This window comes from Actinoallomurus vinaceus, assembly GCF_039542055.1.
In the GTDB taxonomy this organism is placed as follows: Bacteria; Actinomycetota; Actinomycetes; order Streptosporangiales; family Streptosporangiaceae; genus Actinoallomurus; species Actinoallomurus vinaceus.
Genome location: NZ_BAABHK010000002.1, coordinates 211,384 through 229,116, shown reverse-complemented (window position 1 = coordinate 229,116; position 17,733 = coordinate 211,384). Strand labels below are relative to the sequence as shown.

At 70.3% G+C, this 17,733-nt stretch carries 25 protein-coding genes; 11 read left to right on the top strand and 14 right to left on the bottom strand.

Going from position 1 to position 17,733, the window contains the following annotated elements:
* Positions 1 to 62 precede the first annotated feature (62 nt).
* On the top strand, positions 63 to 707 hold the full coding sequence (locus ABEA24_RS07170) for a PadR family transcriptional regulator (RefSeq protein ID WP_345429865.1): 645 nt from the start codon (positions 63 to 65) through the stop codon (positions 705 to 707).
* 192 nt (positions 708 to 899) lie between these two features.
* Complete coding sequence (locus tag ABEA24_RS07165) at positions 900 to 2,102, top strand: FAD-dependent oxidoreductase (protein ID WP_345429864.1); 1,203 nt, start codon at positions 900 to 902, stop codon at positions 2,100 to 2,102.
* A 92-nt stretch (positions 2,103 to 2,194) separates the two neighbouring features.
* Here ABEA24_RS07165 and ABEA24_RS07160 read toward each other — a convergent pair whose 3' ends face one another.
* On the bottom strand, positions 2,195 to 2,617 hold the full coding sequence (locus ABEA24_RS07160; RefSeq protein ID WP_345429863.1) for a VOC family protein: 423 nt from the start codon (positions 2,615 to 2,617) through the stop codon (positions 2,195 to 2,197).
* Between the two features lie 166 nt (positions 2,618 to 2,783).
* On the opposite strand from ABEA24_RS07160, the gene ABEA24_RS07155 reads away from it, so the two are divergent.
* Both ABEA24_RS07155 and ABEA24_RS07150 read left to right on the top strand, forming a co-directional pair.
* Positions 2,784 to 3,794, top strand: coding sequence for a helix-turn-helix transcriptional regulator (locus tag ABEA24_RS07155; RefSeq protein WP_345429862.1), 1,011 nt, complete (start codon positions 2,784 to 2,786; stop codon positions 3,792 to 3,794).
* Between the two features lie 133 nt (positions 3,795 to 3,927).
* Positions 3,928 to 4,065, top strand: a complete 138-nt coding sequence (locus ABEA24_RS07150; protein ID WP_246468157.1) for a helix-turn-helix domain-containing protein — start codon at positions 3,928 to 3,930, stop codon at positions 4,063 to 4,065.
* Positions 4,066 to 4,168: 103 nt separating this feature from the next.
* Here ABEA24_RS07150 and ABEA24_RS07145 read toward each other — a convergent pair whose 3' ends face one another.
* Genes ABEA24_RS07145 through ABEA24_RS07130 form a run of 4 tightly spaced genes read right to left on the bottom strand, consistent with a single transcriptional unit; the run spans position 4,169 to position 8,056 of the window.
* Complete coding sequence (locus ABEA24_RS07145; RefSeq protein ID WP_345429861.1) at positions 4,169 to 5,191, bottom strand: hypothetical protein; 1,023 nt, start codon at positions 5,189 to 5,191, stop codon at positions 4,169 to 4,171.
* A complete protein-coding gene (locus ABEA24_RS07140; protein ID WP_345429860.1) occupies positions 5,164 to 5,922 on the bottom strand; it encodes an ABC transporter permease in 759 nt (252 codons plus the stop codon). The genes ABEA24_RS07145 and ABEA24_RS07140 overlap by 28 nt, the downstream gene beginning before the upstream one ends.
* Complete coding sequence (locus ABEA24_RS07135; protein ID WP_345429859.1) at positions 5,919 to 6,845, bottom strand: ATP-binding cassette domain-containing protein; 927 nt, start codon at positions 6,843 to 6,845, stop codon at positions 5,919 to 5,921. Before ABEA24_RS07135 ends, ABEA24_RS07140 begins: the two co-directional genes overlap by 4 nt.
* Positions 6,846 to 6,850: 5 nt before the next feature.
* A complete protein-coding gene (locus ABEA24_RS07130) occupies positions 6,851 to 8,056 on the bottom strand; it encodes a cytochrome P450 (RefSeq protein ID WP_345430627.1) in 1,206 nt (401 codons plus the stop codon).
* A gap of 149 nt (positions 8,057 to 8,205) precedes the next feature.
* Here ABEA24_RS07130 and ABEA24_RS07125 point away from each other — a divergent pair, with 149 nt between their 5' ends.
* Positions 8,206 to 8,889 (top strand): helix-turn-helix domain-containing protein, encoded by a 684-nt coding sequence (locus tag ABEA24_RS07125; RefSeq protein ID WP_345429858.1) that lies wholly within the window; start codon positions 8,206 to 8,208, stop codon positions 8,887 to 8,889.
* 132 nt (positions 8,890 to 9,021) lie between these two features.
* Here ABEA24_RS07125 and ABEA24_RS07120 read toward each other — a convergent pair whose 3' ends face one another.
* Together ABEA24_RS07120 and ABEA24_RS07115 are read right to left on the bottom strand one after the other, a co-directional pair.
* Complete coding sequence (locus ABEA24_RS07120; RefSeq protein ID WP_345429857.1) at positions 9,022 to 9,192, bottom strand: DUF397 domain-containing protein; 171 nt, start codon at positions 9,190 to 9,192, stop codon at positions 9,022 to 9,024.
* Positions 9,189 to 10,043, bottom strand: coding sequence for a helix-turn-helix domain-containing protein (locus tag ABEA24_RS07115; RefSeq protein WP_345429856.1), 855 nt, complete (start codon positions 10,041 to 10,043; stop codon positions 9,189 to 9,191). Before ABEA24_RS07115 ends, ABEA24_RS07120 begins: the two co-directional genes overlap by 4 nt.
* A gap of 150 nt (positions 10,044 to 10,193) precedes the next feature.
* Between ABEA24_RS07115 and ABEA24_RS07110 the strand changes: the two genes are divergently transcribed.
* Both ABEA24_RS07110 and ABEA24_RS07105 read left to right on the top strand, forming a co-directional pair.
* Complete coding sequence (locus ABEA24_RS07110; protein ID WP_345429855.1) at positions 10,194 to 10,451, top strand: hypothetical protein; 258 nt, start codon at positions 10,194 to 10,196, stop codon at positions 10,449 to 10,451.
* Positions 10,448 to 10,846: an ATP-binding protein gene (locus ABEA24_RS07105; RefSeq protein ID WP_345429854.1), complete on the top strand. Its 399-nt coding sequence runs from the start codon at positions 10,448 to 10,450 to the stop codon at positions 10,844 to 10,846. The genes ABEA24_RS07110 and ABEA24_RS07105 overlap by 4 nt, the downstream gene beginning before the upstream one ends.
* Here ABEA24_RS07105 and ABEA24_RS07100 read toward each other — a convergent pair.
* Positions 10,843 to 11,706, bottom strand: coding sequence for an NAD(P)H-binding protein (locus ABEA24_RS07100; protein ID WP_345429853.1), 864 nt, complete (start codon positions 11,704 to 11,706; stop codon positions 10,843 to 10,845). The two genes, ABEA24_RS07105 and ABEA24_RS07100, sit on opposite strands and share 4 nt — an antisense overlap.
* 117 nt (positions 11,707 to 11,823) lie before the next feature.
* On the opposite strand from ABEA24_RS07100, the gene ABEA24_RS07095 reads away from it, so the two are divergent.
* Positions 11,824 to 12,270 carry a MarR family winged helix-turn-helix transcriptional regulator gene (locus ABEA24_RS07095; protein ID WP_345429852.1) on the top strand — a complete coding sequence of 149 codons (447 nt, stop codon included), beginning with the start codon at positions 11,824 to 11,826 and terminating at the stop codon, positions 12,268 to 12,270.
* Positions 12,271 to 12,297: 27 nt separating this feature from the next.
* Here the strand turns inward: ABEA24_RS07095 and ABEA24_RS07090 are convergent, their stop codons facing one another.
* From ABEA24_RS07090 to ABEA24_RS07075, 4 genes are all read right to left on the bottom strand, one after another.
* Positions 12,298 to 12,414, bottom strand: a complete 117-nt coding sequence (locus ABEA24_RS07090; RefSeq protein ID WP_345429851.1) for an SDR family oxidoreductase — start codon at positions 12,412 to 12,414, stop codon at positions 12,298 to 12,300.
* A gap of 197 nt (positions 12,415 to 12,611) precedes the next feature.
* Positions 12,612 to 12,749 (bottom strand): hypothetical protein, encoded by a 138-nt coding sequence (locus ABEA24_RS07085; RefSeq protein ID WP_345429850.1) that lies wholly within the window; start codon positions 12,747 to 12,749, stop codon positions 12,612 to 12,614.
* Positions 12,746 to 13,450: a recombinase family protein gene (locus tag ABEA24_RS07080; protein WP_345429849.1), complete on the bottom strand. Its 705-nt coding sequence runs from the start codon at positions 13,448 to 13,450 to the stop codon at positions 12,746 to 12,748. The genes ABEA24_RS07085 and ABEA24_RS07080 overlap by 4 nt, the downstream gene beginning before the upstream one ends.
* A gap of 350 nt (positions 13,451 to 13,800) precedes the next feature.
* Complete coding sequence (locus ABEA24_RS07075) at positions 13,801 to 14,703, bottom strand: LysR family transcriptional regulator (protein ID WP_345429848.1); 903 nt, start codon at positions 14,701 to 14,703, stop codon at positions 13,801 to 13,803.
* A 206-nt stretch (positions 14,704 to 14,909) separates the two neighbouring features.
* Between ABEA24_RS07075 and ABEA24_RS07070 the strand changes: the two genes are divergently transcribed.
* From ABEA24_RS07070 to ABEA24_RS07060, 3 genes are all read left to right on the top strand, one after another.
* On the top strand, positions 14,910 to 15,056 hold the full coding sequence (locus tag ABEA24_RS07070) for a hypothetical protein (RefSeq protein ID WP_345429847.1): 147 nt from the start codon (positions 14,910 to 14,912) through the stop codon (positions 15,054 to 15,056).
* Between the two features lie 78 nt (positions 15,057 to 15,134).
* Positions 15,135 to 15,446 (top strand): EthD family reductase, encoded by a 312-nt coding sequence (locus ABEA24_RS07065; RefSeq protein WP_345429846.1) that lies wholly within the window; start codon positions 15,135 to 15,137, stop codon positions 15,444 to 15,446.
* 109 nt (positions 15,447 to 15,555) lie between these two features.
* Positions 15,556 to 16,437: a PhzF family phenazine biosynthesis protein gene (locus ABEA24_RS07060; RefSeq protein WP_345429845.1), complete on the top strand. Its 882-nt coding sequence runs from the start codon at positions 15,556 to 15,558 to the stop codon at positions 16,435 to 16,437.
* A 104-nt stretch (positions 16,438 to 16,541) separates the two neighbouring features.
* On the opposite strand, the gene ABEA24_RS07055 is transcribed toward ABEA24_RS07060, so the two are convergent.
* A complete protein-coding gene (locus tag ABEA24_RS07055; RefSeq protein WP_345429844.1) occupies positions 16,542 to 16,838 on the bottom strand; it encodes a hypothetical protein in 297 nt (98 codons plus the stop codon).
* A 255-nt stretch (positions 16,839 to 17,093) separates the two neighbouring features.
* The gene (locus ABEA24_RS07050; RefSeq protein WP_345429843.1) at positions 17,094 to 17,672 is read right to left on the bottom strand and encodes a dihydrofolate reductase family protein; all 579 of its coding nucleotides are present in this window, start codon (positions 17,670 to 17,672) and stop codon (positions 17,094 to 17,096) included.
* Positions 17,673 to 17,733 lie beyond the last annotated feature (61 nt).

Here is a 17,733-nt window from a genome sequence, read left to right as displayed (position 1 = left end):
CGCCCACCTCGCCGAGACGGCTATATACTCGCATACGAGTATTCGGCGGCGAGGTGGTGACGATGGCGAAGCGGCGGAAGGTCGGCAACCTGCTGGCGCTCGCCGTCCTGTCGGCGGTCACCCACCGGCCGATGCACCCGTACGAGATGGCCTCCGCTCTGCGCGCCTGGGGCAAGGACCAGGACATGAAGATCAAGTGGGGGTCGTTGTACACGGTCGTGCAGAACCTGGCCAAGCACGGTCTGCTGGAGGCCGCCGGGAGCACCCGGCAGGGCGGCCGCCCCGAGCGCACCGTCTACCGGATCACCGACGCCGGCCGGGAGGAGCTGGCCGACTGGGTGCGTGAGCTGGTCTCCACTCCGGAGCCGGAGCGGCTGCGGTTCACCGCCGGTCTGTCGGTGCTGGCGGTCCTGCCGCCGGAGGAGGCCGCGCGCCTGCTCGAACGCCGTCTCGCGCTGCTGGAGGAGGAGCTCGCCGGGCGGCGCGAGGAGCTGGCGCGTTACGGCCGGGAGGTTCCGCGGCTGTTCCTGGTAGAGGGGGAGTACGAGCTGGCCGTCCGGGAGGCGGAGACCGCCTGGGTCCGCTCGCTGCTGGGGGAGCTGACGTCCGGGACGTTCCCGGGCCTGGAGGAGTGGCGGGCCTGGCACGAGACCAACGGGACGCCGTCGCCGCCCGAGGCGGGGGAGGGGAGCGACACGACGACATAGGAACGGCCCCGGCGAGGTGCGGCAACACCGCGCCGGGGCCGTCATCCTCGAACCGAAGCCCACGGAAGGCCCGGCCACGAGGTGGCACTCGAAAGGATAGTCGGGTTCCTCCGTGGGAGCCGGTTCGGACGCACGAGATCCGGATCGATCAGCCGGAGACCGGGATCGGCCGGTCCCCGGCATGGAGGAACCATGACGAAGGTCAAGAGCGCACTGGTCATCGGCGGCGGGATCGCCGGGCCGGTCGCGGCGGTGGCGCTGCGCAAGGCGGGCATCGAGGCCACCGTGTACGAGGCGTACCCGGCCACGGCGGACGGCGTCGGCGGCTCGCTCGCCCTGGCGCCGAACGGCGTCGCCGCGCTGCGGGCCGTCGGCGCCGACGAGGCGGTCCTGGCCGCCGGCCGCCCACTGCATCGGGGGATCATGGCGATGGGCGCCAAACGGCGCTTCGACATGCCCTGGCCGGCGCCCCTGCACCTGATGTGGCGCGCCGACCTGCACCGGGCCCTGCACGACCACGCGGTCGCGCACGGCGTCCCGGTCGTCCACGGCAAACGCCTGGTCGGCGCCGAGGAGACCCCGACGGGGGTGACCGCGCGGTTCGCCGACGGCACCACCGCCACCGCCGGCGTCCTCATCGGCGCCGACGGCGTCCGCTCGACCGTCCGCGGGCTCATCGACCCGGACGCGCCCGGCCCGAAGTACACCGGAATGCTCGGCTTCGAGGCCATCGTGGACTGCGACGTGCCCGGCGGCCCCGACAGCATCACCTTCGCCTTCGGCAGGCGCGCGTACTACATCTACCGGCCCCGCCCCGGCGGCGGCGCCGAATGGGGCGCCAACCTGCCCTGGCACACACCCCTGCCCCTCGCCGAGGCCCGCGCGGTGCCCGCGGCGGAATGGCTGCGGCGGCTCCACGACGCGTACGGCGACGACGACCCGGGCCGGCAGCTGGTCGAGCGGACCGGCCCGGACCGGCTCCAGGTCATCGGAGCGCTGCAGATCATGCCGAAGGTTCCGCACTGGCACCGCGGCCGGATGGTCCTGGTCGGCGACGCGGTGCACGCCCCGTCCAACAGCTCCGGCCAGGGCGCGTCCCTGGCCATCGAGAGCGCCGTCGAACTCGCCCGCTGCCTACGCGACCTGCCCGACGCCCCGAGCGCCTTCGCCGCCTACGAGCACCTGCGCCGCGACCGGGTGGAGACGATCGCCGCACGCGCCGCGAAGATCAACCACGCCAAGGCGCCCGGCCCGGTGGTCCAGGCGATGATGCCGCTGCTCATGCCGATCCTGACCAAGACGGTCATGAACCCGGAGAAGACCACCGACCCGGTGTACCGCCACCGGATCGACTGGGACGCCCCCGCGGAACCGGCCCCCGCCCACGGACGCTGATCGACCCCGTCGGCTCCGCGCCCGGCGCGGAGCCGACGGCCCCAGCGCAGGCGGGTGACAGCCCCCTGGTCGCCACCGCGAGCCGGGCCGGATCAGCCGTTGTACGGAGCGGTGACGTCCAAGACCCAGGTCACGCCGAAGCGGTCGGTGAGCATGCCGTACAGCGGTGCCCACTGTGCCGCCTCCAGCGGCCGTACCACCGTCGAGCCCTCCGCCAGCCTCTGCCACAAGGCGCTGATCTCGTCGGCGTCATCGCCGCGAACGGAGACGAAGAACGGGTTCTCACCCTGGTTCCAGGGCAGCTGGGAGGGCACGTCGTACGCCATGACGTGGAAACCGTTGTCGCCGACCACCTCGCCCCACATCACCCAGTCCGCCTCGTTCTCGTTCCGCACATCGCCGGCGTCCTTGTACGTGACGGCGACGGCGCGTCCGCCGAATACGGACTGGTAGAAGTCCAGCGCGTCACGCGCGGCGCCCCGGAAGTTCAGGTGGGTGGTGGTGGTGACGGACATGGCCTGCTCCTTGCCTTCGGTTCGACGGAGATGCGCCGCTGCGACGACAGAGCCCACGGCCACGGCAACCCGTGACCAGGGGCAATGCCTCCCCGGCGGCTCTGGTGTTCACCGTTCCACCAGTAGCGGACAGGTTGTGTCCTGTACTGCGGCCAGAATGGCGAGCATGCAGAAAACGTCCTCGCGGCTGCTCACGCTGCTCTCACTGCTCCAGACGCATCGTGACTGGTCCGGTGAGGACCTCGCCGAGCGGCTCGACGTCACCCCGCGCACGGTGCGCCGTGACATGGACCGCCTACGGGAACTCGGATACCCGATCACGGCTTTCAAGGGGCCCTCCGGCGGTTACCGCCTGGATGCCGGCTCGCATCTGCCCCCACTGCTGTTCGACGACGACCAAGCCGTCGCCGTGGCCGTCGCCCTCCAGACCGCGGCCACCGACACCACGATCGGCGAAGACGCGGTACGGGCCCTGTCCACCATCCGCCAGGTCATGCCGCCCCGTCTGCGGCACCGCATCGACATGCTCCGGATCACCGCCGTCCGGCCACCCGAGAACGACGACGCCTCACCGGTCGACGCGCAGCTCCTGATGGACCTGAGCAACGCCGTCCACGCCCATGCGGAGCTCCGCTTCGACTACGACCAGGACCACACCGCCCCCGCGGAGCGACCCCGCAGAACACAGCCCCACCATCTGGTCACCTGGCGAGGCCGGTGGTACCTCCTCGCCTGGGACCTCGACCGCGACGACTGGCGCACCTTCCGCGTCGACCGCGTACGCCCCCGCACACCCACCGGCCCGCGCTTCACCCCACGCGAGCTCCCCGGAGGGGACGTATCCGCCTTCATCACCGGCCGATTCCGAGGCACCGACGGCACCACCACCGACTGGCCCTGCCACGGCGAAGTCGTCCTCGACCTCCCCGCCGCCGCCGTGGCCCCCTTCGCCCCGGACGGAATCGTCGAAGAACTCGGCCCCGGCCGCTGTCGGCTCACCCTCGGCTCCTGGTCATGGACCGGCCTGGCCGCCGCGATCGGCCGCTTCGACACCGACGTCGAGGTCATCGGCCCGCCGCAACTGGCCACCGCGTTCGCAAGCCTCGCCGCCCGCTACGCCAACGCCGCCCGCATCACCCACCCGGCCCAGGCACCGGACACCGACACCTTGCCCTGACGCACCACGGCGCCGCCCGCGACACCCAGTAACCCTTCCGCCTCATCGTCGAGGGCACCCTCGAAGGACTGGCCTCGGCCCGAGCACGCGGCCGCGTGGGCGGGCGGCGGCCCTGGACGCCCACGGGGTGGAGATGGCCCGCGCGCTGTACGAGATGAAGGGCGATGACGGCAAGCGCCGCTACACCGTCCAGCAGATCGCCGACCGGCTCGGCGTCAGCCGCGCCACGATCTACCGCCACCTCGATCCCGACAAGCCGGTCTCGGCGTAGGAGGAGCACAGTGCTGCCCCCTGTCACTTACTACGGCGGCAAGGCCAAGCTGAGCTTGTTCTTAAGAAATCTGGAGCGATCTCGCAAGCGCCAAGGTTAAAGATCAAGGTGGCGGAGCGGTGCGGCGGAGCCGTACCACCACAAAGGCGAGCAGCCCGAGAGCGGCCAGCGCGAAGACCGCGTTGCCGATGAGGTCCACATTGGCGGGCGCTGGGAAACTCGGCGCTTGAGGGAAGCCGTGCCAGGCGTAGGTGACCAGGCCGGCAGCGCTCAGGGCGAGCCTGTGCCAGGGGCCCCAGCCCGTGCACCGGGACCAGCGCAGGATGAGCAGCGTCATCGTGGCGTAGAGCGCGAGGTAGAAGCCAACCGTGATCCACGCGGGCACGATGGACTGCAGCTTGATCCCCACCAGGGCGAGCAAGCTGGGGAGCCAGAACGCCAGCCCGGCCGCGATGGTGATCGCGAAGACGGTCCACGGGCTGGCCGGCGTGGCCGGGAGGAGGGGGCGGCGGAATCGAACGGACAGGAACGCGGCGATGACCAGGGCGACGGCCGTGATCATCGTCCAGGTGATCTGAGCGGCCGACAACGGGTAGATGGCCGGACCTGCCAGGGCGATGGGCACCGCGCCGCCTAGCAGGAACAGGACGGCTGACACGGTGAGGCCGACCTTGCCGAGCCAGGGCGTGTCCGGCCGGCGTGAGCCCGCCTCTACTATCGAGATCGGCACCGCGATGCTCCACACCCCATGGATGGCCAGAACGAACACGGTCCAGTAGGCGCCGATGCCCAGTGCCGGAATGAACCCATAGTCGAGCAACCGCAACCCGACATAGTCGGGATTGAACAGTGACTGGGTGAGCAGGCCCTCCTCGATCACGGCATAGGTGAGCCCGAGCAGGATGATCCCCGGCCATCCCAGCCGCCACCGGCGGGCGACCTCACGGATCAGCAGCGCGCCACCGCCGTAGAGCGGAATCAGCCCGATGATCATCGGTAGGGCGTTGATGGCGATGTTGCCAAGCAGATACTCGCCGACCAGCGGCGCGAGAACCAGCAGGCCAAGTGCTGGAAGAATGCCTTTGAACACGTCTACCCTCACCGGTTGTAGAGCCTGCGTGCCCACAGGTATCCGCCCAGCGCGATGGCCGCGCTCCACAGCGCCGCCGCCGCGAAGCTGGATCCCGCGGGCTGCCCGGCCAGCAGCGCGCGCAGGGTTTCGATGACCGGCGTGAACGGCTGGTGTTCGGCGAACCAGCGCAGCGGGCCCGGCATCGACTCCGGCGGGACTACACCGCTGCCCAGGAACGGCAGCAGCATCAGCGGCATCGGCAGGTTGCTGGCCGTGGCCACGTTCTTGGTGACCATGCCCAGCGCGGCCGACAGCCAGGTGATGGCGAAGGTGAACATCGCCAGCACGCCGATTACCCCGAGCCAGTCCAGCGCAGAGGCGGCGGGGCGGAAGCCGATCAGCAGGGCCGTCAGCGTCACCGCCGTGATCGCGATGAAGTTCTGGACCAGTGCGCCGAGCACGTGCCCGGTGAGGACGGAGACGCGGGCGATGGCCATGGTCTTGAACCTGGCGACGATGCCCTCGGTCATGTCCACGGCCACCGAGATCGCTGTCCCCTGCGCGGCGCTCGCGATCGTCGTGATCATGATGCCGGGGGTGATGTAACCGGCGTAGGCGGCGCGGTCGCCGCCGATCCCGGCGCCCATGATGCCGCCGAGGACGTAGACGAACAGCAGCAGGAGCACCACCGGGACGCCCGCGTAGGTGAGGATCAGTGTGGGGTAACGCCAGAGGTGCCTGATCTGGCGGCGCAGCATCGTCGCCGAGTCAGTGATCGCTCTCATCGGGAAGACTCCTCGGTCAGGGCGAGGAAGACGTCGTCCAGGTCGGGCGTGTGCACCGACAGTTCGGCGACGTCGATGGCCTGCGCGTCCAGCCATTCCAGGAGTTTCCGCAGCGCCCGGACGCCGGTGTCGGGAATCTGCACCGTGAGGGACTCGTCGTCGCGCGAGGTGGCTCCCACGTGGGAGGCCGCCCTGAGGTAACCGTCGAGATCGGCGAAGCGCACGACCAGATGCCCGCCGGGGACCAGCCGCTTGAGCTCGCCCGGCGTCCCCTCGGCCACCAGGCGGCCCTGGCTGAGCAGCGCGATGCGGTCGGCGAGCTCGTCGGCCTCGTCCAGGTACTGCGTGGTCAGGAAGATCGTCACACCGTCCTGTGAGACCAGGTCTCGGACGATCTGCCACATGGTGCGGCGGCTGCGCGGGTCCAGCCCGGTGGTCGGCTCGTCGAGAAAGATCAGTTCGGGGGTGCCGACGAGGGTCATGGCGAGGTCGAGGCGGCGGCGCATGCCGCCGGAGTAGGTGGCCGCGGGCTTGCGCGCGGCGTCGGTGAGGTCGAAGCGCTCGAGGAGTTCGCGGGCTCGGCTGCGTCCCCGGGCGCGGCCGAGGTGGAGCAGGTCGGCCATGAGTCGCAGGTTCTCCTCGCCGGTGAGGAAGCTGTCGACCGCGGAGAACTGGCCGGTGACGCCGATCGCGGCACGCACCTTGTCGGGTTCCTTGGCCAGGTCGTGCCCGGCGACCCAGATCTCGCCCGCGTCGGCCTTGATCAGGGTGGACAGGATCTGCACTGTGGTGGTCTTGCCCGCGCCGTTGGGGCCCAGCAGCGAGAAGACGGTGCCCTGCGGGATGGTGAGGTCGATGCCGTCCAGGACGCGGTGGGCGCCGTAGGACTTACGCAGCCCCGTCACCGAGACGAAGGTTCGCATCGCGTTCACCCCCGATCCCAGGTGACGGGCAGGCTGTGCACGCCGTACACCTGCGAGGGGTCGGTGCGCAGCGACAGCTCTTCAGCCGGTACGGCGAGCCGCAGCGTCGGGAAGCGGATGAGCAGCGCGGGAAACGCGACACGCATCTCGATGCGGGCAAGCTGCTGACCGAGGCACTGATGGACGCCGTGGCCGAAGGCCAGATGCCCGGCGGCCGAGCGGCGCAGATCGAGCACGTCGGGGTCGGAGAACCTGGCCGAGTCCCGGTTGGCGGCGTTGATCGCGATGACGACGGTGTCGCCCGCCTTGAGCTGCCTGCCGCCGAGCTCCACGTCCTCCAGCACGCCGCGCATGCCGGTGGCGGCGACGGACAGGTAACGCAGCAGCTCCTCCACGGCGCCGACGGCCAGGTCGGGGTCGCCGCGCAGGGCGGTGAGCTGGGCCGGGTTGCGCAGCAGGGCGAAGGTGCCGAGCGCGAGCATGTTGGCGGTGGTGTCGAGCCCGGCGCCGAGCAGGAACGCGGCCACGCCGCCGAGCTCCTCGTCGGTCAGGTCGCTGCCAGTGGCCAGGTCGCTGAGCAGGTCGTCGGTCGGCTTGGCCCGCTTGGCGAGCGCGAGCTCCCGCAGGTACGTGCCGAGGTCGACGAAGGCGGCGTACTGCGCCTCAGCGGTCCTGGCCTCCGGCAGGGCCCGGGTGGAGCTCTGGAACTGGTCGCGGTCCTCGTACGGCACGCCGAGCAGCTCACAGATCATCAGCGCTGGAACCGACTGCGCGAAGACCTCGACGAGGTCGGCGGGCGGCCCCTGCCGCTCCATCGCGTCGAGCCGCTCACGGGTGATCTCGGTGACCCGCTCGGTGAGCAGGTTCATCCTGCGGACGGTGAACTTGCCCGCCAGCAGCTTGCGGAAGCGGGTGTGCTGGGGTGCGTCCATGCCGGTCAGGTCGCCGACGGGGGCGGGCGGCAGGTGCCCGCCCGCCAGGGGGTGGTAGTGGGTTTCGTAGCGGGAGCTGAACCGCGGGTCGGCGAGGACCTGGCGGACCAGGCCGTATCCGGTGATCATCCAGACGCCGGGGGCGCCCTCGGGCGCGGCCAGGCGGGCGATTGGCTGCTCTGCGCGCAGGGCGGTGAGCGAAGGGGCGGGATCGAAGGGACAGGCGGGTGCGCGGTCGAGGGACGGAGTGACCGGCTCATCGCGATAGAACGTGTTCATCACGATTGAAAGCTACGTTGCTTTCAAAAATTTTGTCAATCAATCGATGCACATAAGTGCAGGTCAAAGTTGATAAACTGATGCGTTGACGCTGAAGCTGAATGCAATGAAACATTGCATTGTGTGGCGCCGAACGCAATAGTGGTGTCATGTCAGAAGGAAGGTTGACCCTGCAGGACCGCCAGCGCATCGCGACCGGCCTCGCCGACGGCCGCTCCTACGCCGAGATCGCCAGGCGGCTGGACCGGCCGACCTCGACGATCAGCCGTGAGGTCGGCCGCAACGGCGGCCCCAGCGACTACCGCCCCGAGCGGGCGCACCAGGCGACAGCGCGGCGGGCGCGGCGCGGCACCCCAGCACGTTCGCCCGAGGCCGAACCCCAGGATCGCAAGGTCTTCGAGGTGGAAGAGGGCGCCGTCGAGATGGCGATCGGGATGGGCCTGCCGAAAATGATGGCGCGCGTGCTCATCGGCCTGTGGCTGAGCGAGGACGGCAGGCTCACTGCGGCCGAGCTGTCGCGCGGGCTGAAGGTCAGTCCCGCCTCGATCTCCATGGCGGTGGGCTACCTGACCCAGCAGGGGCTGATCAGGCGCGAACGTGATCCGCGGCGGCGTCGCGACATCTACGTGGTCGACGACGACGCCTGGTACCAGTCGACGGTGATCAGCTCGCGGCAGACGCTCGCGGCGGCGGAGGTCGCGAAGGCGGCGGGGGAGACGCTCGGGCTCGACACGCCCGTGGGACGCCGCCTGGCCAGGGGCGGTGCGTTCCTGGAGCGGATCAGCCTGGACGCTCTGGCGTCGGCCGAACGCTGGCGCGACCTTCCGCCGTGATCAGACCGCAGTGATTGCGCCCCGGATTTCACGTGCTGTGGTTCAAAAGGCGTCCTGGAGCATCAGGGTGTTGATGTACACGAGTGCGGCCTGCAGGATCCGCAGGCACAAGACGGCCATACCCCGACACGGTCAGTCGCCGTACGCGGCCACGGTGACGGCCACCTCGACGCACTCGCCCTCGTCGCCGCCGCTGCGGCTGCTCTTGCGCCAGACCACGGCGAGCTCGACGCAGTTGCCTTCGTTGCCGCCGCTGTACGGGCTCTTGCGCCAGACGGTGCTGATCAGCTCGGAGGTGCTCATGCTCGGGACGCTAGCCGTTCGATGAGCTTCAGAGAAGCGTCTTCGTCGAGCGATGCGTCCAAGAGCAGAGAGAAGATCTCCTCGTGCAGCGCGATCTCCTTCTCGCCCTCGACGAACAGGCTCTTGGTGAACTGCTCGACGACCGACACGGTGAGGTTTCCCGGCGGGCGCAACGACAGCAGGTGGAACGGCCCCGCCAGCCACAGGTAGGAGCCGGCGGAGTTCGGCAGCACGTGAAGGGCCACGTTGCCCCACCGCGCCGCCACGCAGAGATGACGGAGCTGGGCGTGCATGACGTCGAGCCCTCCGACCTGGTGGTGGAGCACCGACTCACTGATCACTGCCACGTAGCGGGGAGGATCGGGGCGCGTCAGCACCTTCTGTCTGGCCATCCGGAACGCGACCAGCGCGTTGATGTTGCGGATCGACCGGGCCGGTCCAATCGCCATCAACGTACGGGCGTAGTCGGGCGTCTGCAGGAGACCCGGCACCACGCACGGTTCGAAATTGCGGATGAGTTCCGCGTCCTTCTCAAGGCCGGCCAGGTCGAGAGCGGCGGCGGAGATACGCCCCTCATACGCGCGCTCCCAACTCTTCCCTGGCTTGTGGGAGGCCAAGTGGAGAAGGGACTCCCGTAAGGGGCCGTCAAGAACACCGTAGAAGTCGAGGAGGTCGGCCAGCTCCTGGCGGTCGATGGAGTGCAGGCCGTTCTCCAGCGTGCTGAACCAGCCCGTGGACCGACCATACCGGCGGGAGGCCGTCTCGATGGTGATGCCGCGGTTCTCGCGGGCCTGGCGCAGTGCCGAGCCGATCCGGCGCAGGCGGGCGGACGGGATGTTCCGGGAGGGCATCCGCTCACGATGTCACTTTTCGTGTTGCTGTGCGTACGGAATGGCACGGGTTGAACTTTCATTCGGAGAAGATTCGGCGCAGGTCAGCGAGTGTTGCGGCCTGCCGCGGCTGGTCGTGAAGGTGGCTCCGGCGAGTGAAGGGAGCCGTCGGTGCAGATGTCGAAGACGCGGTACGCGCTGCTGGTGCGGTTGGCGTGGGAGCTGCGGGCGACGCCGGTGACGTCGCTGCTGGTCGTGCCCGGTCACGGCGAGGCGGTGCTGTGGGTGCTGGGCCGGGGCGGCCGCAAGGAGGCCGTGCTGGCCGTACCGCGCCCGGACCGGTGGCGGCTGCTGTGGCGCGGCGTCGAACTGGACGTCGCCTCGGTACCGGAGGCGGCCCGCCGGATCGCGGCGGCGGTCGCGGCGTGACCGAAGAGGCCGTCGTCCTCGGCGAGATCACGCTGCCGGGCATGCGCAGCTCGGTCGCGCATGCCCGCGCCTTCCTGCGGGAGCTGCTGCCGTGCGACCATCCGGCGCTCGACGACCTGGTCACCGTGGGCAGTGAGACGGTCTGCAACGCCGTCACCCACACCGCGTCCGGACAGGCCGCCGGGCGGGTGACGGTCGTGCTCCTGGCGCGGGGCGGCGCGTACCGGCTGGAGGTCACCGACGACGGCGCCGGCGGGTCCCGCCCGCGCCTCGAGGCGGAGGACGGCGGTGAGAGCGGGCGGGGGATGCGGATCGTCGACGCGCTCGCCCGGCGCTGGGGCTACCGGGAGGACGGCGCGCGTACGGTCGTGTGGGCCGAGTTCGGGAACGGCTAGGCGGTGACCGGCTCCTGGAAGGCGGCGGCGTTGCGGGCGCACCAGTCGGCGAAGGTGCCGGGCGCGCGTCCCAGTAGCCGCCGTACGGTGTCGGTGCGGAGTCCGGTGGTGTCGGCGCGCATGAGGGTGAACCCTTCGACGATGGCGTCGGCGAGCGCCGGGGGAGCGCCGTGGGGGAAGCGTGCGCGTACGGCCTCCTGTGGCGTGGCGATCTCGCGGACCTCGAGGGGACGGCCGATCGCCTTCTCCAGGATCCGGGCCTGCTCGGTGACGGTGAAGGTCTCCTCCCCGGTGAGGACGTACTCCTCGCCCTGGTGTCCGTCCTCGGTGAGTGCGAGGGCCGCGACCGCCGCGATGTCGGCCGGGTCGATCGGCGCGTAGCGGCCGGGGCCGATCGGGTCCAGGATGTAGCCCTCCTCGTGGATGGTGGGCAGCCAGTCGAAGGCGTTGGTCATGAAGCCCCCGGGCCGCAGGAAGGTGGCGGGGATGCCGGAGGCGCGGATCGCCTCCTCTCGCTCGTGGTGCCAGCGGCCCATGGCCGGCATCGGATCGCCAAGGACGTTGAAGGACGACAGGTGGACGATGCGGCTCACTCCGACCGCCCGGGCGGCGGCGACGACGCGGGCGGTGTGCTCGATCCCGATTCCGGGCGTGAGCAGGAACAGCCGGTCGACACCGTCGAAGGCGGGCGTCAGGGTCGCCGGGTCGTCCAGGTCCGCGACGACGCGTTCAGCGCGGGCCGGCAGCGCGGCGGCGCGGGCGGGGTCGCGGACGAGGATGCGGAACTCAGCGTCTTTGGCGGCGAGCTGCCGGACGAGCTCACGGCCGACGTTTCCGGTGGCGCCGGTGACCAGTATCATCGGGATTCCCTAGGGTCGTTTGCCGTCTAACGATTACAGCGCAAGACGTTAGCCGGGAAATGATTAGCCGTCAATCAATCTGCTCGCGGGCCCGTTCCGCGATGCCCTGGAGGCCCGATGCCCGAGTTCCTGGACCTGCACGGCAGGACGAACAAGGTGGTCCGGGCCGCGGCCGAGGCCGCCGTACGACGCCACGGCCTGCACCTCGGCCAGGACCACCTGCTCGCGGTGCTGTGGGAGCGCGACGGCAGCACTCCGGGTGAGATCGCCGCCGCGCTCAACGTCACCACCCCCACGGTCGTCAAGATGGCCACCCGGATGGCCACGGGCGGGCTGCTCACGCGGCGCCGGGACGACCGGGACAGCCGCCTCGTACGGCTCTGGCTCACCGACACGGGACGCGCGCTGCGCGAGCCGATCGAGGCCGAACGACGGCACCTGGAGGAGAAGATCACCGCGGACCTCACCGAGACCGAGCGCCGCCACCTGATGAGCGCGCTGGCAAAGGTCCACCGGTCGGCGAACGACCTGCTGGACGGCCCGCCCATCGAACCCGCCGGCTGACATCCGGGCCGCCGGCATGCCGCGCGGTCAGGCCAGGTAGCCGCCGTCGACGGTGAGGACGGCACCGGTGACGAAGGACGCGCCCGAACCGGCCAGGAACGCGATCCCCGCCGCGATCTCCTCCGGCCGCCCGAAGCGGTCCATCGCGTTGGCCCTCCACTCGGGTCCGTGCGACCAGCCCCAAAGTAGCTCTGTGTAGTTGCGGATCCTGGTCGTGAGGCGGCAGGCTGGATCCGCCGTGGAGCCGTCCCGCCCCCACCTTCGGGCGGGTTTCCTCATGTTGGCGGGTCGCTCCGGGGCGAGCTGGGTCCCGTCGCGTCGGCTCCCCGGTGTGACGGGACCTAGATGATCGCCAGCCAGGAGGCCATGGGTTCGCTCGCGTCGACCGGCAGGCGCACGTACGGTTCCTGGTCCTCGGCCGGGGTGTCGGGCGGCGGGTCGTTCTCGGTGGCGTGGCCGTCGGTGAGCGGGGTGGTCACGCGGGTTCTCCGGCGGGGAGTTCGGGCCGTGGGGCGGGGACGGCGGGCTCCAGTTCGGGGCGGCGGCCGTCGGAGAGTTCGGGCACGTACTTGTACAAGGTCGCCCGGGAGACCCCGAGCAGGCGGGCGATGGAGGCGATGGTGGCGTCGGGGCGGGCGAGCATCGCGCGGGCGTGGGCGATCTGGTCGCGGTCCATCGCGGGCGGGCGGCCCAGGCGGGTACCGCGGGCGCGGGCGGCGTCCAGGCCCTCGTTGGTGCCTTCGATGATGAGTTCGCGGATGAACTCGGCCAGGGCGGCGAAGACGTGGAAGATCAGGCGGCCGCCGGCGGTGGTGGTGTCCAGGGCTTCGTGCAGGGAGCGGAACCCGATGCCGCGTTTGCGCAGGCCGCCCACGATGGCGATGAGGTCCTGGAGGGAGCGGCCGAGCCGGTCCAGGGACGGGACGACCAGGGTGTCGCCGGGCCGTAGGTAGTCCAGGGTCTTCCCCAGTTCTTCGCGTTCGGCGTTCTTGCCGGACTTCTTGTCGGCGAAGATCCGGATGCAGCCCGCGCCGGTGAGCGCGGCGAGTTGGCGGTCCAGGCGTTGGTCGCGGGTGGAGACGCGGGCGTAGCCGATCAACGCGCCGCCGGGGAGGGCGGGTTCGGGCAGCAGCGGTTCGTCGGGCAGCGCCAAGGGCGCGGGAACGGGAGCGGTGGCCACGGCTCCAGCGTAGAGAAAGGGGTGCTGGCGGTGTTGTTGAACACTCGGCTTTGCAACACGTTTCTCAACGCGTCCGGACCGGTTTCGGCGCGTGCGGGACGCCGGAAGTTGATCTTGTTGTAAATCGAACGATTCTCAACGGTCGGGGTCGGCGGGGCGGCTGGGGCGGGGCCGCGGTGTACGACTCGGACCGGGCCCGGGGCCATCATCGGATGCTGATCCGCCGGCGTAGCGAGGTCGTGTCGGACATTCAGCAAGACCGCCGTCGTCGTCATCACCGCGAAGTCCGCCGGGCGCAAGGTCTTCGGCCTCGCCACCGCAGACGTCCGTCTCGCTTGACCTCTTGCGCGTCAGTCCGGCAGCCAGTGCAGCTCGTGCGCCAGGGTTTTGGCGACGGCACGGATGCGGCGGTGTAGTGGCGACTGCTCGCGTGGGAGGACCAGGTGGATCGTCAGGCTGGGCGCGCCCCGCAGCGGTCGCCAGGTGAGACCGGCCGGTGGTGCCGTGCCCGCGGCTTCTCCGGCCGGGGCGAGGGTGACCCCGTCGCGCAGGTCGCGCTGAGACATGTCGAAAGAGACTGCGGGCGTGTGGAATCGGGGGTGTGGTCGGGTGTCTCGGAACAGTGCGGACAGCTGATCGTGGATCACGGGGTTGGCCGCACGGTCCGGGAGTCGCAGCGGATACGCGGCCGCGTCGGCGATCTCGATCTCCGGGTGTTCGGCCAGCGGATGGTGCTGCGCCAGCTGGACCCCGATGCGCTCACGCCGCAGCAGGAACCGGCGCACGCCACGGCCCGGCTGTTCACCGCGGGTGATCCCGGCATCGATGCGGCCGTCGGCGACCGCGGGGGAGATCTCCGGTGTCGCCATCGGGACCGCGCCGACCTCGAGTCCGCTGTTGCCGCGAATCAGCCTGTCCACCAGGGCCGGTGCCGTCTCGGCCCCGGCGCTGAGGCTGTATCCGATGCGCAGCGTGCCCAGTTCACCGGCCGCCGCGCTCCGGGCGGTGTCCCATGCCCGGTCCAGCGCCGCCAGCGCGGGCGGCGCGGACTCCGCCAAAGCCGCACCGGCCGTGGTCAATACGACGCTACGCGTGTTGCGGACCAGCAGGGCCGTACCGAGTTCCGCCTCCAATCGGCGCATCCGGGCGCTGAGTGCGGGCTGTGCGATACCGATCCGTGCGGCCGCGCGGGTGAAGTTCAACTCCTGCGCCAGCACCAGGAAGTACCGCAGGCTCACCGTATCCGGCGCCACGTGCCCTCCCTGCCGATTGATAACGATCCGTTCTGAGTCTATCCCGTACCGGTCTTTCCCTCGACCGCACATCAAGCCCTAACCTGCGCATATGACGATTCAACTGACCGCAGTACTGGACATCGCACTCACGCACACCGCCGATTTCGAGTCCGCCCTCACGGCTCTCGCGAAGGCCGCGGCCACCGAGCCCGGTGTGCTCGACTATGGATTCTGGCGCGACCCGACCCACCCGGGCCCTCCCCGATGTCGTAGCCTTCGTCGGCGACCTCCCGCTGTGGCTGGCCACCGACTCCCCCGCGCTCCTCGAAACCACCTCCGTCCTCACCCAGATCCCGATGCTCCGCACCTAGCGAGGTCGGCGGCAGTTCTTAGCAGGAACTCCCAGGTCACCCGGAGTGTTATGGTCTCGTCTCTGGACGGAGGTCGTCATGCATAAGTTGGTGGTCCTGTATTCCAAGCCCGCCGACCCTGACCACTTCCGCGACTACTACGTGAACAACCACCTTCCACTGGTCATGAATTGGCCCGGCCTGCTTGCGTGGCGCTACAGCTTCGACGTGGCGACGACCAAGGGAGAAGCGCCGTATTTCGCGGTCTTCGAAGGCGACTTCGCTGACGCCGCCGCCATGGCCGCGGCGCGGGAGTCGGCGCAAGGCCAGCGGGTGGCCGCCGATGTCGCCAACTACGCAACCGGCGGTGCGGTCATCATCCACTATCCGGTGCAGGACGGCACCGGCTGAGGCAGGCCGGTACGCTCCGGGACGCGTTCGGTCGGCCGTTGCGGCCAGGTCCGGCTATCGGCGGACGCCGTTCGCGGTTGCCGGTTCGTTGAGCGTCAAAGGTGGGCCGATGTCCTGGCAGGATGTCACGGTGGTTGATGCGTGCGTGCGGCGCGACGGCCGGGGCGGTAGCCCCACGGCCGTCACCGACGACGACCCGGCGGCGACGGACGCGGACCGGCGTGCGGTCGCTGCTGCGGCCGGCACCTCGCACGCGGCGTTCCTCGGCCCGGGGCGGACGCCGGACGGTGGCTGGCCGGTCCGGTTCTTCACCGCCACCGCCGAACTGTCCGGCTGCGGCCATGGCACCGTTGCCGCGCAGGCCGTCCGGTTGACCCGCACCGCGCTGGGCGAGCTGAACGACCGCCAACACACCGGCGGGCGCACGTTCGACACCGTCGCGATCCGCCGCCCCGCCGGCATCGAGGTGTGGTTCGACCAGGGCCTCGTCGCGCTGCGTCACCCGGCACCGGACGAGCGCGCCGCGATCGTCGCCGCGCTCGGGCTCACCGCGGACGACCCGCATCCGACCGACGCGCCACGGATCGCCGCGCCCGGCGCACCACGCATGCTGGTACCGGTCCACGACCGGTCGGCGCTGCTCCGAGTCTGCCCACACCTCGGCAGGCTGACAGCGGCGTGCCAGCGGTACGGGCTCCTCGGCTGTTTCGTGTACGTACCGCCGGTGGGCGACCGACCGGGTGCGGCGCGGATGTTCGCGCCGGCGATCGGTGTCGACGAGGACGTCGCCAACGCCAACAGCACCGGCTGCCTGGCCGCCCACCTGCTCGACACGACAGGGGCGCAGACGGTCGCGATCGAGGTGGAGCAGGGTGACACCCTCGGTCGACCGGCCAGCGTGCTCGCTTCGGCCCGACGCGGGCCGGCGGGCATCACGACCCGGGTCGGCGGGGTAGCGGTGGTCCGCGACGGACACCGAGGCGACGACTAGACCGTCCTCTTCTGCGATCCGCGCATGGGGCTGGGGCTGTCCGCTGCGGTCAAGCGTTGGCACCCGGTGGCGGCCGTCAGCGGGACGCGGTGTCGAGGGCGCGGCTATCCCGTGCAGGTGAACCGTGAGGCGAAGGGCCAGCCCTTGCGGCCGGCGCGGCCCGGACGGTAGATGCGCCCGCGCAGCTCGCCCCGGTAGATCACGGGGTCGGCGGTGGTTCCTGGTGTGCCGTAGATCATGGTGGAGCGTTTGGTCTCGCCGAGGTCGGTGACCATTACGTCCCCGACCCGTTCGAACCAGCCGAACGAGTCCGCTCCGTGATGCGCGCCCAGGCAGGAGCAGTCGCAGTCGACCCCCTCTGCCTCCAGGCACGCCCTGGTGCATCGCGACAGCCGTGACATGTCCCGCCACAACACGACGTGGCCGTACCGGTCGACTGCCGCGATGATCAGCCGGTTCAGGCAGGTTGTACCCGGTCGTAGCGCCGACTCGACGCTTGAGCGTGTCGCCCGGTCCTCGGGGTCGATCGAGCGAAAGAGGGGCGGCGGAGTGCGTCGAGCGCCTCCACCCTGCGCGCGTGGTGAGACGCGCAGGGTGGAGAGCGGTGACCCAAGGAGGCGCTCGCCGGCCGACGCCGACGCAGCGGTAGCTAGTGCCTAGGCGTCTCGGACGGCCTGGTAGGTGAGGAGGGCGAGGCCGTCGCCGACGGTGCGGGTGTCGACGAGGCGCATGGGCTTCACGCCGCCGGTCTCGCCGAAGAGCCGCTCGCCTGCCCCGACCACGCACGGGTAGGTCATCAGCCGTAGCTCGTCGGCGAGGTCGTGCTCTATCAGCGTCTGCACGAGGCGACCGCTGCCGTAGACGACGATGTCCCCGTTCACCTGCTGCTTCAGCTTCGAGACCTCCTTCACCACGTCGCCCGTCAGGACCGTCGAGTTGCTCCAATCGGGACCTTCGAGGGCGGAGGAGGAGACAACGTACTTGGGTAGGCTTCGCAACCTGTCCGCCCACTCGCCACTGCGGGATGCCCAGCCACGGGCGACGAACCACGCGTAGCTGCGTCGCCCCAGCAGCAGGGCCTCGGCCCCCAGCGCCTCCTCGTACTCGACCTTGGCCCACGCTTCGCGGTCCTTGTCCCCAATTCGAGTGAACCAGCTGCCGCGCTCGAAGCCCTCCTCGCCGGCCTGGATGACTCCGTCGAGCGAGATGTTCTCGCTGATGACGATGTTTCCCATGTCGGTACTCCTTTGTTGGTGTTGTCGGCTACCACTGATCTAGACGCCACGGCGTCGGAAA